The organism is Serratia sp. BIGb0163 (genome assembly GCF_024809935.1).
In the GTDB taxonomy this organism is placed as follows: domain Bacteria; phylum Pseudomonadota; class Gammaproteobacteria; order Enterobacterales; family Enterobacteriaceae; genus Serratia; species Serratia quinivorans.
The window spans coordinates 37,768-51,931 of sequence record NZ_JANUDZ010000010.1; the positions used below are offsets into that span (position 1 = coordinate 37,768).

The 14,164-nt window shown below is 54.6% G+C and carries 15 protein-coding genes and 1 tRNA gene; 8 read left to right on the forward strand and 8 right to left on the reverse strand.

Annotated features, from left to right (window positions below; all coding sequences use genetic code 11):
• Nucleotides 1-80 precede the first annotated feature (80 nt).
• Entirely contained in the window at nt 81-1,112 is a 1,032-nt protein-coding gene (locus tag M2406_RS24105) for a site-specific integrase (RefSeq protein WP_259191701.1), read from the forward strand.
• Nucleotides 1,113-1,304: 192 nt separating this feature from the next.
• Here M2406_RS24105 and M2406_RS24110 read toward each other — a convergent pair.
• Nucleotides 1,305-1,380 (reverse strand) — tRNA-Phe (locus M2406_RS24110).
• A gap of 704 nt (nt 1,381-2,084) precedes the next feature.
• Here M2406_RS24110 and speF point away from each other — a divergent pair.
• On the forward strand, nt 2,085-4,247 hold the full coding sequence (gene speF, locus M2406_RS24115) for an ornithine decarboxylase SpeF (protein WP_012146749.1): 2,163 nt from the start codon (nt 2,085-2,087) through the stop codon (nt 4,245-4,247).
• 104 nt (nt 4,248-4,351) lie between these two features.
• Nucleotides 4,352-5,464, forward strand: coding sequence for a GGDEF domain-containing protein (locus tag M2406_RS24120; RefSeq protein ID WP_259191704.1), 1,113 nt, complete (start codon nt 4,352-4,354; stop codon nt 5,462-5,464).
• Nucleotides 5,465-5,511: 47 nt separating this feature from the next.
• Here the strand turns inward: M2406_RS24120 and mltC are convergent, their stop codons facing one another.
• From mltC to mutY, 3 genes are read right to left on the reverse strand one after another with little or no spacing between them, the layout of a single operon-like run.
• Nucleotides 5,512-6,588, reverse strand: coding sequence for a membrane-bound lytic murein transglycosylase MltC (mltC, locus tag M2406_RS24125; RefSeq protein ID WP_112364225.1), 1,077 nt, complete (start codon nt 6,586-6,588; stop codon nt 5,512-5,514).
• Nucleotides 6,589-6,643: 55 nt separating this feature from the next.
• Nucleotides 6,644-6,916 carry an oxidative damage protection protein gene (locus M2406_RS24130; protein ID WP_012146746.1) on the reverse strand — a complete coding sequence of 91 codons (273 nt, stop codon included), beginning with the start codon at nt 6,914-6,916 and terminating at the stop codon, nt 6,644-6,646.
• Nucleotides 6,913-8,013 (reverse strand): A/G-specific adenine glycosylase, encoded by a 1,101-nt coding sequence (gene mutY, locus M2406_RS24135; RefSeq protein WP_375189088.1) that lies wholly within the window; start codon nt 8,011-8,013, stop codon nt 6,913-6,915. Before mutY ends, M2406_RS24130 begins: the two co-directional genes overlap by 4 nt.
• Before the next feature lie 177 nt (nt 8,014-8,190).
• Between mutY and trmB the strand changes: the two genes are divergently transcribed.
• From trmB to M2406_RS24160, 5 genes are all read left to right on the forward strand, one after another.
• Nucleotides 8,191-8,910, forward strand: coding sequence for a tRNA (guanosine(46)-N7)-methyltransferase TrmB (gene trmB / locus M2406_RS24140; protein WP_012146744.1), 720 nt, complete (start codon nt 8,191-8,193; stop codon nt 8,908-8,910).
• Entirely contained in the window at nt 8,910-9,236 is a 327-nt protein-coding gene (locus M2406_RS24145; RefSeq protein WP_020828611.1) for a YggL family protein, read from the forward strand. Before trmB ends, M2406_RS24145 begins: the two co-directional genes overlap by 1 nt.
• A gap of 83 nt (nt 9,237-9,319) precedes the next feature.
• Nucleotides 9,320-10,243 (forward strand): glutaminase B, encoded by a 924-nt coding sequence (gene glsB / locus M2406_RS24150; protein WP_026142524.1) that lies wholly within the window; start codon nt 9,320-9,322, stop codon nt 10,241-10,243.
• Between the two features lie 30 nt (nt 10,244-10,273).
• Nucleotides 10,274-10,990, forward strand: a complete 717-nt coding sequence (locus M2406_RS24155; RefSeq protein WP_129936128.1) for a DUF2884 domain-containing protein — start codon at nt 10,274-10,276, stop codon at nt 10,988-10,990.
• A 100-nt stretch (nt 10,991-11,090) separates the two neighbouring features.
• Nucleotides 11,091-11,525, forward strand: coding sequence for a DUF29 domain-containing protein (locus M2406_RS24160; protein ID WP_012146738.1), 435 nt, complete (start codon nt 11,091-11,093; stop codon nt 11,523-11,525).
• Nucleotides 11,526-11,560: 35 nt separating this feature from the next.
• On the opposite strand, the gene hemW is transcribed toward M2406_RS24160, so the two are convergent.
• From hemW to M2406_RS24180, 4 genes are read right to left on the reverse strand one after another with little or no spacing between them, the layout of a single operon-like run.
• Nucleotides 11,561-12,700: a radical SAM family heme chaperone HemW gene (hemW, locus tag M2406_RS24165; protein WP_012146737.1), complete on the reverse strand. Its 1,140-nt coding sequence runs from the start codon at nt 12,698-12,700 to the stop codon at nt 11,561-11,563.
• Nucleotides 12,693-13,286 (reverse strand): XTP/dITP diphosphatase, encoded by a 594-nt coding sequence (locus M2406_RS24170; RefSeq protein ID WP_017893965.1) that lies wholly within the window; start codon nt 13,284-13,286, stop codon nt 12,693-12,695. Before M2406_RS24170 ends, hemW begins: the two co-directional genes overlap by 8 nt.
• A 17-nt stretch (nt 13,287-13,303) precedes the next feature.
• Nucleotides 13,304-13,594, reverse strand: a complete 291-nt coding sequence (gene yggU / locus M2406_RS24175) for a DUF167 family protein YggU (RefSeq protein WP_012146735.1) — start codon at nt 13,592-13,594, stop codon at nt 13,304-13,306.
• The gene (locus M2406_RS24180; protein WP_012146734.1) at nt 13,591-14,145 is read right to left on the reverse strand and encodes a YggT family protein; all 555 of its coding nucleotides are present in this window, start codon (nt 14,143-14,145) and stop codon (nt 13,591-13,593) included. The genes yggU and M2406_RS24180 overlap by 4 nt, the downstream gene beginning before the upstream one ends.
• Nucleotides 14,146-14,164 lie beyond the last annotated feature (19 nt).

A 14,164-nucleotide genomic window follows, 5' to 3' on the forward strand; every position in this document is an offset into this window, starting at 1 on the left:
GATGTAAGAAGGAGCTCATAAAATGTTGGGTTCAACTGACGGGTTGTGAGTAGATAAATATACTAATTCGAGGTCATGAAATGAAAAACGAAGAAAAGATGCACGACGAGTGGGAATTTCTGCTCGAGGAATATTTCTTTACTAAGCAACTTCGTTCAGCAACGGAATGGAGCTACAGGAAAGTTGCTCTGACGTTTACGCGTTTTATTGGTGGAATTATTACCCCAGCGATGGTGACGCAAAGGGACGTCTTGGTTTGGCGCCGACATCTGTTAAAGGAGAAAAGTCTCTCGGTGCATACCTGGAACAATAAGGTAGCTCACTTGCGGGCTATATTTAATCTGGGAATTAAAAAAGGGTTAGTTCAGCACACGGAGAATCCCTTTAACGGAACGGTAGTCCGTTCTGATACCAAGAAAAAACGAATATTGACGAAGACTCAATTGACCCGCCTTTACCTCGTGATGCAGCAGTATGAACAGAGGGAGAAAGAGAGAAAACCAGTGAAAGGTGGGAAATGTGCTCTCTACCCAACCTGGTTCTGGATGACGGTATTAGACACATTCCGATATACCGGGATGCGTAACAATCAGATGATCCACATCAGGCTGAGAGATGTGAACCTTGAGCAAGGCTGGATCGAGCTTCGGCTTGAAGGCAGCAAAACACATAGAGAGTGGAAGGTACCGCTGGTTCGTCAATTAAGAGAACGAATAAAGCTGCTTATTATGCGTGCTACTGAGCGAGGTGCTGGTCAGCATGACCTGCTTTTTGACGTCAAACGGTTCACCAACCCACGGCATACTCATTACATCTATGACGAAAAAAATGTTCTGCAGTCCTTTCGTAGCTTTTATCGTCGGTTGTCGAGGGATAGTAGCTTTGATATTTCCTCACACCGTTTCCGCCACACGCTTGCCACGGAGCTGATGAAATCGCCGGACAGAAATCTAAAACTGGTGAAGGATCTGCTGGGACACCGTAACGTCAGCACAACAATGGAATACATCGAATTGGATATGGAAGTGGCGGGGAAAGCACTCGAACAGGAGCTTGTTTTACATACGGATATCACTGCTACAAGAAACTTACAAAGCTTGACACAGGTATGATTTGCTGTGAATATCACCAGTTATCGAGAAAAGGACGCCTGTGGGCAAACACAGGTATCCTTCTTGAGGAATTCAACTTACAACGTCGCGATAGTAAACAGTTACTCTGTTATCTCTTTGACAAGTCGATTCCGTATTAACCACCCGTTAAAGTTCTCATCCTTTAACCAGTGTGCATTGATGCAGAATTAGTGGTGCCCGGACTCGGAATCGAACCAAGGACACGGGGATTTTCAATCCCCTGCTCTACCGACTGAGCTATCCGGGCAACGGGGCGCATTTAACCCTATTGGCCGGAAATCGTCAATCGCTTTCTGTCACAAAGCCGATCGGTTGCTCTATTTTCATGCAATGGCAGGTGGGGCAGGTGAGAGTCAGTGGTGTTGTTTGGTAATAGATATGCAAAAAAATTGTCTATTTATACCGTTTTGATTTTTCTGTGTTTTATTTTAATTGTTTAATTAACAACAGGTTAATCATTAATTTTTCGTAATCAAAGCAGCATAATTGTCACTTGAACCTCATAAAAAAACATGCAATCATTGCGCAAATTTTGGCACTCTACGTCCCCTAACGGCGTTCCCGCTCATTTAAGTCAGAGGGTTGCAGGCATGACTGGTTTTGTTACTCAAGCGTCACTGCGCACCAGACATCAAATGATGCCGTTACTCAACCGTTACCCTTCCCGAACGCAATCCGTCAAAAACGCCCAGCCTGCCATGCGGTAAGGCTATCTGATGCTCGCTGTTAGGCATTATTAAAAATAGAGCGGCGGCTCTGCTTTTACTGATGTCTATCGGACGCTGCCGATACCAGTCCCCGATAGTTACCTGATAATCTTAAGAGAGTCAGCCGGCCACGCTTGCGCTTTATGCGCTAACGCCGGACATCAATTTGCCGGGATAATTTTTGTTATCCCATCACCGTGCCCCGTGGCACCACCTCATCCTTAACCGTTTGAGAGTTAGCACAATGAAAGAATTGAAAATAGCCACCAGTGCCAGTTTGGTTGCCACCATTGAAACACTGCGCCAGGTCGTCCGCATCGAGCAAACGGACTACACCGACGTGGCCGCGTTAGTGGTGTCGGTTGATGACGTCAACGCAGGTCATCTGGCGCAGCTCAAAGCGACCGGGTTCGAAATACCGACCTTTGTGGCGGTGGCAGGGGACGAGCATCTCTCCCCGGACTACCTGCCGTTGATCAGCGGTGTTTTTGCGCTGGAAGGCGCCAGCAAGGCGTTTTATATGGCACAGCTCGAAGCCGCCGCCGATGCCTACGAGCAGGCGCTGCTGCCGCCGTTTTTCAAGACGCTGAAAACCTATGTGGAAATGGAAAACTCAACCTTTGCCTGCCCGGGCCATCAGGGCGGCGAGTTTTTCCGCAAGCACCCGGCCGGCCGGAAGTTTTTTGAGTTCTACGGTGAAACGCTTTTTCGTTCTGACATGTGCAACGCCGACGTTAAGCTGGGCGATTTATTGATCCACGAAGGCTCGGCCAAGGATGCGCAAAAGCATGCGGCCCGGGTATTCAACGCCGATAAAACCTATTTCGTGCTTAATGGTACCTCTGCCGCCAATAAGGTCGTGACCAATGCTTTGCTGACCCGGGGTGATTTGGTGTTGTTCGATCGCAACAACCACAAGTCCAACCACCACGGTGCACTGATCCAGGCCGGGGCAACGCCGGTCTATCTGGAAACCGCGCGTAACCCGTTTGGTTTCATCGGCGGCATTGATTCGCGCTGCTTTGATGAGCGTTACCTGCGCGAGCAAATCCGCGAAGTGGCGCCTGAAAAGGCCAATGCGGCACGTCCGTTCCGCCTGGCGATTATTCAGCTCGGTACCTACGACGGCACCATCTATAACGCCCGTCAGGTGATCGACACCATCGGCCACCTGTGTGACTACATTCTGTTTGACTCTGCCTGGGTGGGGTACGAAGGTTTTATCCCGATGCTGAAAGAGTGCTCGCCGCTGTTGCTGGAGCTGGATGAGCTAGATCCGGGCATCTTTGTTACTCAGTCGGTGCATAAACAACAGGCCGGTTTCTCGCAGACTTCGCAAATCCACAAGAAAGACGACCACATCAAGGGCCAGAAGCGCCACTGCAACCACAAGCACCTTAACAATGCTTTCATGCTGCACGCCTCTACCAGCCCGTTCTATCCACTGTTTGCCGCGCTGGACGTTAACGCCAAGATGCATGCTGGGGCTGCCGGTCGCCGCATGTGGCTGGACTGCGTGAAGCTGGGTATCGAGACGCGCAAGCAACTGCTGGAACGCTGCTCGCAGCTCAGGCCGTTTATTCCGCCGCAGGTGGCGGGTAAAAATTGGCAGGATTACGACACCGATCTGATCGCCAACGATGCGCGTTTCTTCAACTTTGTCCCGGATGAAAAATGGCACGGTTTTGAAGGTTACGCGCAGGATCAGTATCTGGTCGATCCGTGCAAGCTGCTGCTGACGACGCCGGGTATCGACGCAGCTACCGGCCAGTACACCGAGTTTGGCGTACCGGCGACTATTCTGGCCAACTTCCTGCGTGAGAACGGCATAGTGCCGGAGAAATGCGATCTTAACTCGATCCTGTTCCTGCTGACCCCGGCGGAAAATCCGGCCAAGATGGAGCAGTTGGTGGATATGCTGGTGCAGTTCGAACGCTATGTGGAAGAAGACGCGCCGCTGAGCGTGGTGCTGCCAACGGTGTATCGCAAGAATGAACAGCGCTATCGCGGCTATACCCTTCGCCAATTGTGCCAGGAAATGCATGACCTGTACGTCAGCTTTGACGTCAAACAGTTGCAGAAAGAAATGTTCCGCCAGCGTCATTTCCCGCAGGTGATGATGAACCCACAGGATGCCAACGTGGAGTTTATCCGCGACAACGTTGAACTGGTGCCGATTGGCCAGGCGGAAGGGCGCATTGCGGCGGAGGGCGCGCTGCCTTACCCACCGGGCGTGCTGTGCGTGGTGCCGGGGGAAGTATGGGGCGGGGCGGTGCAGCGTTACTTCCTGGCGCTGGAAGAGGGTATCAACCGGCTGCCGGGCTTCTCGCCGGAGCTGCAGGGCGTGTATATCGAGAAAAAGGATCACGGCTGGAAACGTATCTTCGGTTATATGATCAAGCAATAGTCTTGGGCGGCCCGCAGGGGCCGTTTTTAAATCATCCCGGTCCGGGATGACAAAGCCGAGTGCTGGCGCTACCTTTAGGTAAAAGTGTCCAGTAGCGGAATAAGATGATGAAAGAAGAGGGTAATCTCGAGTGGGTTGGTAGAGAGAAGCGACGTTCGACGCTACGTAATTTTAACTGGTTCTTATTGGTTAATGTGCTGCTGGCGCTTTATCTGCTGTTTCAGCGTGCCCAAGCATTTGGCGAGCACTCTCTGATTTCTTTGTTACGTGGCGCACCGGCTATCTGCGGCGTGGTATTGCTGTCTGCTCTGTCTTTTGTTGCGTTGCGTCAGTTGGCCGCCCGAGGTGAACAGGCCGCCTGGCGTGGCGGGGTGGTTTGTATTTTGTTGTTGGCCCTGTGTTGGTGCGGCGTTTTTCACCATCTGATCGTCAACGACAGTATTAATCTGCTTTACCCGCTAACCCTCGGCCTGCTGTTTTCTTCTCTGATCGCTTTTTATCTGTCCCCGCGGCTATTTTTCCTGTTCAGCATTCCGGTGCTGCTGGTGGCGATTGCCGAAAATATCTTCATCAACAGCGCATTTTCGCTGGTGAACCTGATCTCCTATGCGCTGATGCTGTTTTTGATTTATTCGGCGCGGAGCCGGCTGGAGCAGTGGTTCCAACTGGCGATCGAGCGCGAGCTGGAAAATAAGCAGCTGATTGAACGCCTGAGCAAGCTGGCCAACCGCGATCCGCTGACCGGCATTGCCAACCGCCGCTACTTCGACAACTACTTTGATGCGGTTCTGTTGCGGGAATCAACCCTGCAGGCGCCGTTTTCCCTGATCCTGCTGGACGTCGATTTTTTCAAAAAATATAACGACCATTATGGCCATCAGCAGGGGGATGAGTGCCTGACTCGCTTGGCTACCTGCCTGGAGAGTGCCACCCGGCGTTCGCAGGATCTGGTGGCCCGCTACGGTGGTGAGGAGTTTATTATTCTGCTGCCAAAATCCGACGCAGGCGAAGCCGTGCAGGTGGCGAAGAGGATAGAAGGTTTGCTTGCGGGTCTGGCGATGCCGCATGCGGCTTCTGAGGTGGCGCAATGGGTGACGGTCAGCCAGGGGGTAGCGCAATGGCAGCCGGGACAGAACCGTGAACAACTGCTGGCAGCAGCCGATCAGGCTCTGTACCGCGCCAAGGAGCTTGGCCGTAATGGCTACAGTATTGCTTAGGGATGCTGGTGGTCAGGGCGACGGGAAAGACCGCCCTGACCGGGTGATTAACGGCGTCGATAGCTCTTCTGCGCGTTGTTCACCTTCACCAGATAGCGGCGCGATTCACTGGCCGGATGCTTGGTAGTCAACGTCTGGTAGACGTCGCCCGGTTGCATGCCGTTGATGATGCTCACCGCGCGGGTTCTGTCGCTGGAGAACACCCTCAGCACACTGCCCGCCCCGCCGTTATAGGCGGTGATTACCGCGTAGCGACGCGAGGTTGGGTTCTGGATGCCGCCCAAATAGTTGTTCTGCAAAATGGCCAGATAGGCGGTACCGGTGTCGATGTTGTTCTCCGGATCGAACAGGTAACTGCGGCTTGGTTTGCCCCATTTGCCACGCATCTGGAACACGTCCTTACCGGCGGTGTGTTGTACCACCTGCATCAGGCCCAACGCATCCGAACCGCTCACCGCATAGGGGTTAAAGCTCGATTCGGTCTGCATAATCGCCAGGATCAGTGATTCTTCCACCCCGTACTTCTCGGACGCCTTGCGGACCATCGGCAGGTATTTATGCGCACGCTTGTCCAGGTGGTTCGGTACCAGTTGAATGGTGACCGAGTAAATCACGTGCAGGCCGGAGGTGCGTTTTTGCAGTTTGGTCTGCACCAGATAGTCGGCGAAATGCGCCGCACGCCATTCCCAACGGATTGGTGCGCCTTTGTTATCCAGCACCTGGCCGTACAGGAACGGCTCTTTACTGATCTGGATATCGTTGACGTCGGAATACAGATCGATAGAACCCGGATCGTCCCCCATCAGCAAGGTGCTGATAATCGCCTGGCGCAGGTGGGCGGCAGGATCGGTGGTGGCGATGGTTTCAATGGTGATGGCACCAGAATCAAAGTTGATGTGGCTACGAGTCTGATACTGGTCGGTGTATTTAACGTAATCTTTTGGCCCGGCGATCAGAACTTCGTTCAGACCCCAGATATTCTCGATGTTGTGGGCGAATTGGCCCATCAGGATCTCAAAGCCGTTGGTGTCTTTGACCAGGGCTTCGTTGACTTCAGTATTTTTTTTGCCGGAACAGGAAATCAGCAAAGGCGCTATCACTAGCAGAGCTAAAATTTTCTTCATCTTAAAGCCGTATACGGGAAGTGTTGAAGAGGGCCAGCGCCTGGCCCCAACAGCGTTATTCGCTTGGTGGCGTATAGCCTTCGATGTGCACGTCGTGCCCTTCAAACAGGAACTTGATCATCTCTCCTTCCAGCAGTTTGCGGTCATCAACGTTCATCATGTTCAGTTTTTTCTCGTTGATCAGCATGGTTTGTTTTTTCATCCATTCTGCCCAGGCTTCCTTCGAGATCTCGTTATAGATGCGTTTGCCGACTTCCCCTGGATAAAGCTGGAAATCCTGCCCTTCGGCGTCGCGCTGCAGGAAGGTACAAAAAATGGTTCTGCTCATGCTAATTCCTCATCAATGGCTCTATCGCCAAATAAACCCTGTTGGCGCGGGGACTGTTTTGCCAACTGTTGTAACAGGCGGTCAACCGGCGCTGCCAGCCCGACCGATGGCGGCTGCGCCAAGTTATACCAGAGACCGGCGCCCTCATCCATGCTGGCCGCTGCGTCGTTCATTTCCAACCATATCGGCACGATATCGAGATGGAAATGACTGAAAGTATGACGAAATGCGGTCAACTGCTGTTGGCGATTGTTGTTCAGACCGCGTTGTTGCAGCCAGAGTTCCATCTCTTCGCGTTCGCCGAACTGCGGGAAGCAGAACAGGCCGCCCCATAAGCCGACGGCCGGGCGCTGTTCCAGCCAGGCTCGTTCGCCGTGTTGCAGCAATAAAAAGTAGGCGGTTTTTTCCGGCAGCGTCTGCTTGGGCTTTTTGCCGGGGTATTTCGCCCAACTGTGATGGGCATAGGCGATGCAGCCGAGGTTGAGCGGGCACAGCTCGCACTTGGGTTTGGAGCGGGTGCAGACCATCGCCCCCAGGTCCATCATCGCCTGATTGAACTGGCCGACGCCCTGCGCCGGGGTGACGTCTTCACTGATCTGCCACAGCCGGTTTTCGACCTCTTTTTTGCCCGGCCAGCCTTCGACTGCATAGCAGCGAGCCAACACGCGTTTCACGTTGCCGTCGAGGATCGGGTAATGCTGGCCGAGTGCCAATGACAGTACCGCACCGGCCGTTGAGCGGCCAATGCCGGGCAGGGCGTGGATTTCTTCAAAGGTTGTCGGGAACTCGCCGCCGTGCTGTGCGACAATAGTCTGCGCGGCCTTGTGCAGGTTGCGAGCACGGGCGTAGTAACCCAGGCCGGTCCACAGGTGCAGCACTTCGTCCAGCGGCGCTTCTGCCAGCGCACGCACGTTGGGAAAACGTGCCATAAAGCGTTCAAAGTAAGGGATCACGGTGGCAACCTGAGTTTGTTGCAACATGACCTCGGAGAGCCATACTTTATAGGCGGTTTTATCAAGCTGCCACGGCAGGGTTTTACGGCCGTAACGCTGGTACCAGTCAAGCACCACCTGTGCGAACTGTTGTGCTTGCATCATAAGCAGATTCGATATCCGGCAGAAAATGAAGCGCGATTGCAGCATAGAGTCATGATGCTGTAAACCGGAACTTTCCGACGTCGCACGGCAGGGACACAAGATGAACACTTGCTAAACCAATGTATCTTTGCATAATGCGCGTTTCCCTAATTGGCAGCCAAACAGACAGAAAGCACTATGATTAATGACGTCATCTCCCCAGAATTTGATGAGAACGGCCGTGCGATGCGCCGTATCCGCAGTTTTGTCCGCCGCCAGGGGCGGTTGACCAAAGGCCAGCAGCACGCGCTGGACAACTATTGGCCGGTGATGGGCGTGGAGTATCAGGCTGAACCTGTCGATATCACCGCACTGTTTGGGCGCGATGCGCCGACCGTGCTGGAGATCGGTTTTGGCATGGGCGCCTCGCTGGTGACCATGGCGGGCCATAACCCGCAGCAGAATTTCCTGGGGATTGAAGTACACTCGCCGGGCGTGGGCGCCTGCCTGGCCGACGCTACCGAAGCGGAACTGAGCAACCTGCGCGTGATGTGTCACGACGCGGTTGAGGTGCTGGAGAATATGATCCCGGATGGTTCGCTGGACATGGTGCAGCTGTTCTTCCCCGATCCGTGGCATAAAGCGCGCCACAACAAACGTCGCATCGTACAGACGCCGTTTGTTGAACTGGTGCGGCGCAAATTGAAAGTCGGCGGCGTCTTCCATATGGCCACCGACTGGCAGCCTTACGCAGAACATATGTTAGAGGTTATGAACGGGATCTCAGGCTATCGTAATCTTTCCAGCGATAATGATTACGTGCCGCGTCCGGATTCACGACCACTGACAAAATTTGAATTACGCGGCCAGCGTCTGGGACATGGCGTTTGGGATTTGATGTTTGAGAGGAAAGAATAATGGCTAAGAACCGCAGTCGTCGTTTACGTAAAAAGTTACACATTGAAGAGTTTCAGGAGCTGGGTTTCTCCGTAGCATGGCGTTTTGCCGAAGGCACCGCGGTTGAAGATATCGACAGCACGCTGGACGCTTTCATCGACGAAGTGATCGAGCCGAACGGCATGGCGTTTGACGGCAGTGGCTACCTGCAGTGGGAAGGTTTGATCTGCCTGCAGACTATCGGTCACTGTACCGACGAACAGCGTGAACTGGTCAAAAAATGGCTGGAAGCGCGCAAGCTGACCGACGTTAAGGTTAGCGATCTGTTCGATATCTGGTGGGACTGATTTTCCCCGCCTGATTTTGCGCTGTATTCATTGATTGTAAGGTGCCTTAACGGCACCTTTATTTTGTCCGGAGTGTGACCGCGGTGGTAACTACATTGGATAACGCGTTGCTGGAAGAGATCCTGCAACAGGTGCGCCCGCTGATTGGCCAGGGCAAGGTGGCGGACTATATTCCGGCGCTGGCGGAAGTGGCGTCCGATCGTCTGGCGATCGCCGTTTGTACCGTCGACGGTGAAATGTTCCAGGCCGGTAACGCCACCGAGCGCTTCTCTATTCAGTCAATCTCCAAGGTGCTTAGCCTGACGCTGGCGCTGACACGCTATCAGGAGCACGAGATCTGGCAGCGGGTCGGCAAAGAGCCTTCCGGCCTGCCGTTCAACTCGCTGCTGCAGTTGGAGATGGAACAGGGCAAGCCGCGCAATCCGTTTATCAACCCCGGTGCGCTGGTGGTGTGCGACATGCTGCAAACCCGGCTCAGTGCCCCCAAACAGCGCATGCTGGAAGTGGTGCGCCAACTGGCCGGAGAAGAAGACCTGGCCTATGATTCGCGGGTCGCCCGTTCCGAGTTTGAACACTCCGATCGCAATGCGGCCATCGCCTATCTGATGAAGTCGTTCGGTAACTTTGAAAACGACGTGCTTACCGTGCTGCAAACCTATTTCCACTACTGTGCGTTGCGGATGAGCTGCCTGGAGCTGGCGCGCAGCTTTGTCTACCTGGCCAATCACGGTCGTGACCTGAGCGGACGTGAAGTGATCAGCCCGCTGCAGGCGCGCCAGATTAATGCGCTGATGATGACCAGCGGCATGTACGATGGCGCGGGGGAATTTGCCTATCGCGTGGGCATGCCGGGCAAGTCCGGTGTCGGCGGCGGTATTGTCGCCATCGTCCCCGATGAGCTGTCGATCGCCGTCTGGTCGCCAGAGCTGGATGCCTCCGGTAACTCACTGGCGGGAACTGCGGCGCTGGAACTGTTGTCTCAACGGATTAGCCGTTCGATTTTTTAATCCCACCACGGAAGGGAGTCAGGAGAAAATATGTTAAAGAAAACCGGGTTAGCCTTACTGCTGTTGACTGCTTCACAGGCCCATGCCGAGTATCAGTGCAGCGTTAAACCCCAGGACGACGTGATTATCAGCCCGCAGAACGTGCAGGTGACAGGAGCCAGCGGCAACCTGCAGATTTCAGCGGATGGCGATGTAACCCGCAATGGGCAGGCGTTGACCCTGACTGACAGCCAGCGGCAAAAGGCCTTCAGCTACCAGAATGCGCTGCGTAAAGAGCTGCCGTGGATCGACAACGGCGCGCAGCAACATCTGGAAAAAGCGCGTGTAGCGTTGGATAAGGTGATCGTCAAGGAATTAGGCAGCGACAGCAACGTGCGCAACCGCCTGACTACGCTCAATGGTCAGCTCAAACAGCAGATGAACCGCATTATTGAACACCGCAGCGACGGCCTGACCTTCCACCACAAGGCGATTGATCAGGTTGAGCAGGATGGCCGTAATCTGGTGCAGCAGAGCATGGGTGGCGTGTTGCAGGACAGCCTGAACGAGATGGGCGTCAAGCAGGCGGCCAACAGCGGCGGCAATCCGTTGCAGGCGATCATGGGCAATCTGGGTGGCTTGCAAAAAGCGATTCAGAACGAATGGAACAACCAGGAGCAGGACTTCCAGAACTTCGGCCACGACGTGTGTAACCGCGTTACCGGTCTGGAAACTCAGCGTAAAGACCTGCTTAATGCTTTGAAGTAACACTAAATCACTGCGGGTAGCGTGTTTTTTGACCTCCTGACGGTTATCTGACAGACTGGTTAAACTATGTACAGATTCATGGGTGTTTACGGAGAACGCTATGAGCCATACTCGCTACGAAACTGATGTTGTCGCCTGGGCAAATGAACAGGCTGCTCTTTTGCGCTCCGGAAAATTGTCTGAGATCGATGTTGAAAAGATCGCCGAGGAGATTGAGGACGTGGGAAAGAGCGAGCAAAGGGAACTTGCAAGCCGAATGACGGTGCTGATAGCACACCTGCTGAAATGGAAGTATCAGCCGGCGCGTCGTGGCACCAGCTGGGAAAGAACGATTAAGGCGCAGCGTAAAGAGGTGCTTTATAGCCTGAAAGAGTCACCCAGTTTAAAAAGCAAACTCGGCGATGCAGACTGGCTGGATGTGGTTTGGTCCAAGGCGATAGCGCTGGCGACGACGGAAACCGGGTTGGACGTTTATCCGGAAAACGGGATTTGGGATATTCAGCAGGTGCTTTCCCACGAGTTCTATCCAGATTGAAACCAAAAAAAGCGCTGATAATTCAGCGCTTTTTGCTATTCATCCGCCAGGAACAGCTCCAGCAGCGAGTTCAGGAACAGTTTGCCCTTCTCGGTGATCTGCCAATATTCCGGCGTTTCTTCCAGATAACCTTTCGCCAGCGCTTCATCCAGCGGGGCGCGGATAGTGCTTTCATCCAGCCCGGTGTAGTTGACGAACTCGGCGCGCGGTGCGGCCTCCAGCAGGCGGAAACGGTTCATAAAGAACTCGAATGGCCGATCCGCCGTCGTCACCTCATGCTGCTTGTCCATATACTTGCCCTGCATAAAACCGCGCGGATGCTTGGTTTTCGCGGTGCGCAGAATGCGGCCATCGCTGAAGGTCAGTTTGCCGTGTGCGCCACAGCCAATCCCCAGATAGTCGCCAAAGCGCCAGTAGTTGAGGTTGTGCTGGCACTGATAGCCCGGCTTGGCATAGGCCGAGGTTTCATATTGCTGGTAGCCGGCGGCGCTCAGCAACTCATGACCGCGTTCGAAAATATCCCACAGCGCATCGTCGTCCGGCAGTACCGGCGGGCGTGAGCTGAACAGGGTATTGGGTTCGATGGTCAGCTGATACCACGACAGGTGCGGCGGGTTCAGGGCAATCGCCTGGCGCAAATCGTCCAGCGCCTCTTCCAGCGACTGGTCCGGCAGGCCGTGCATAAGATCGAGGTTAAAGCTGCGCAGGCCGAGACCGGTGGCCAGATGCGCTGCGCGTTTGGCCTCTTCCGGGCCGTGTATGCGCCCCAGACGGGTTAACTTCTCGGCGCTGAAGCTCTGCACCCCGATAGAAATGCGGTTCACTCCGGCCCGCTGATAGCCGCTGAAGCGATCGGCTTCCACGGTGCCGGGGTTGGCCTCCATGGTGATCTCTGCGCCATCAACGACGTGAATGCGCGCCCGCACGCCGTCCAGCAGCGATTGCATCGCCTCGGCACTCAGCAGGCTGGGGGTGCCGCCGCCGATAAAAATGGTACTGACTTCCCGGCCGGCCACCAGCGGCAGATCGGCATCCAGATCCGCCAGCAGGTGATCAACATATTCCTGATGCGGGACTTCGCCCTTTAACGCATGTGAGTTGAAGTCGCAGTACGGGCATTTCTGCACGCACCACGGAATATGGATGTACAAACTCAGCGGAGGCAACTTAAGCATTACGCATGGCTTCCAGCATCAGTTTCAGCGCCTTGCCACGGTGCGATATCGCGCGTTTTTCGTCGCGGCTCAGTTCGGCGGCGGTGCGGCCCAGTTCCGGGACGTAGAAGATCGGATCGTAGCCGAAACCGCCTTCACCTGCCGCAGTGTCGGTGATTTCACCGGCCCAGCTGCCGTGGAACACCAGCGGCGTTGGATCTTCGGCGTGGCGCAGATACACCAGCACGCAGTGGAACTGAGCGCCACGGCTGCCTTGCGGTATGTCTTTCAGTGCCACCAGCAGTTTGTCGAGGTTTTGCCGGTCAGAGGCGTCAACGCCCGCGTAGCGTGCAGAATAGATGCCCGGCGCACCGCCCAGGGCGTCCACCGCCAGGCCCGAGTCGTCGGCGATCGCCGGCAGGCCGGTGATTTGCGCCGCGTGACGGGCTTTCAGGATGGCGTTTTCGATAAACGTCAGGCCGGTTTCCTCGGCAGATTCAACGCCCAGCTCGGTTTGTGCGACCACATTCAGCCCGAAATCGGCCAGCAGGTCGGCGAGTTCGCGTACTTTGCCCGGGTTACCGGTGGCAAGAACGACTTTTTGCATGATGACTACCTTGAAATTTATTCGATTAGCGCCGCGACCACGTCGGGGATCTGTTGCGGATTAACGATGCGTAACTGTTTATGCCGCCCCAGTTCGCCTTTCTCGATGGTGACGTTGCCTTTCGCCACTTTGAACTGTTTGGCGAGAAACTTGATCAGATGAGCGTTGGCCTGGCCGTCTACCGGCGGGGCGGTAATGGCGACTTTAAGTTCGTCGCCATGCAAACCGACAATCTGGTCGCGGCTGGCTTTCGGCTGAATATATAGCCTGATCGCCAGCCCGTCCAGCACCGGGGTTACTGCACTCACAGCAGGAACCAGATCTCACCGAACAGATCCATGCCCAGGTAGTTGATCAGATACAAGATAAGGATCACCACCATCGCCGAAAAATCAATGCCGCCCATCGCCGGCAGAATACGGCGGATAGGGGACATCAAAGGTTCGGTCAGTTGGTACATCAACTGGTCGATTGGGCTGCGGCCCTGGCTTATCCAACTCATCAACGCGCGGATAATCATTACCCAGAAGATCAGGTAACCGGCCGACTTCACCAGCGAGATCAGGCCAAACAGCAGGTTATACGGGCTGAGTGACATTGCGCCGCCCTGGATCAGCAGCAGCAGCGGGTACTTGATGGTCATCAGCAGGAACGCCAGCAGCAGCGATGCGCTGTCGATCGGCCCCATCGATGGGATAATGCGGCGCAGCGGGCCGATTACCGGCTGGGTGATCTTCACGATAAACTGCGCGAATGGGTTGTAAAAGTCAGCGCGCGTCCACTGCATCCAGATACGCAGCAGCAGTACCATGACGTACAGATCAATAACGGTTTTGACCAAAAAAGTCAGCGTTAGCATGTAGTAGCCCTTCTCCTTA

Bases quoted from the DNA above. Each gene is read 5' to 3' on its own strand.
- M2406_RS24105 (WP_259191701.1), top strand. From the start codon at position 81: ATGAAAAACGAAGAAAAGATGCACGACGAGTGGGAATTTCTGCTCGAG.
- speF (WP_012146749.1), top strand. From the start codon at position 2,085: ATGAAAGAATTGAAAATAGCCACCAGTGCCAGTTTGGTTGCCACCATT.
- M2406_RS24120 (WP_259191704.1), top strand. From the start codon at position 4,352: ATGATGAAAGAAGAGGGTAATCTCGAGTGGGTTGGTAGAGAGAAGCGA.
- mltC (WP_112364225.1), bottom strand. From the start codon at position 6,588: ATGAAGAAAATTTTAGCTCTGCTAGTGATAGCGCCTTTGCTGATTTCC.
- M2406_RS24130 (WP_012146746.1), bottom strand. From the start codon at position 6,916: ATGAGCAGAACCATTTTTTGTACCTTCCTGCAGCGCGACGCCGAAGGG.
- mutY (WP_375189088.1), bottom strand. From the start codon at position 8,013: ATGATGCAAGCACAACAGTTCGCACAGGTGGTGCTTGACTGGTACCAG.
- trmB (WP_012146744.1), top strand. From the start codon at position 8,191: ATGATTAATGACGTCATCTCCCCAGAATTTGATGAGAACGGCCGTGCG.
- M2406_RS24145 (WP_020828611.1), top strand. From the start codon at position 8,910: ATGGCTAAGAACCGCAGTCGTCGTTTACGTAAAAAGTTACACATTGAA.
- M2406_RS24155 (WP_129936128.1), top strand. From the start codon at position 10,274: ATGTTAAAGAAAACCGGGTTAGCCTTACTGCTGTTGACTGCTTCACAG.
- M2406_RS24160 (WP_012146738.1), top strand. From the start codon at position 11,091: ATGAGCCATACTCGCTACGAAACTGATGTTGTCGCCTGGGCAAATGAA.
- hemW (WP_012146737.1), bottom strand. From the start codon at position 12,700: ATGCTTAAGTTGCCTCCGCTGAGTTTGTACATCCATATTCCGTGGTGC.
- M2406_RS24170 (WP_017893965.1), bottom strand. From the start codon at position 13,286: ATGCAAAAAGTCGTTCTTGCCACCGGTAACCCGGGCAAAGTACGCGAA.
- M2406_RS24180 (WP_012146734.1), bottom strand. From the start codon at position 14,145: ATGCTAACGCTGACTTTTTTGGTCAAAACCGTTATTGATCTGTACGTC.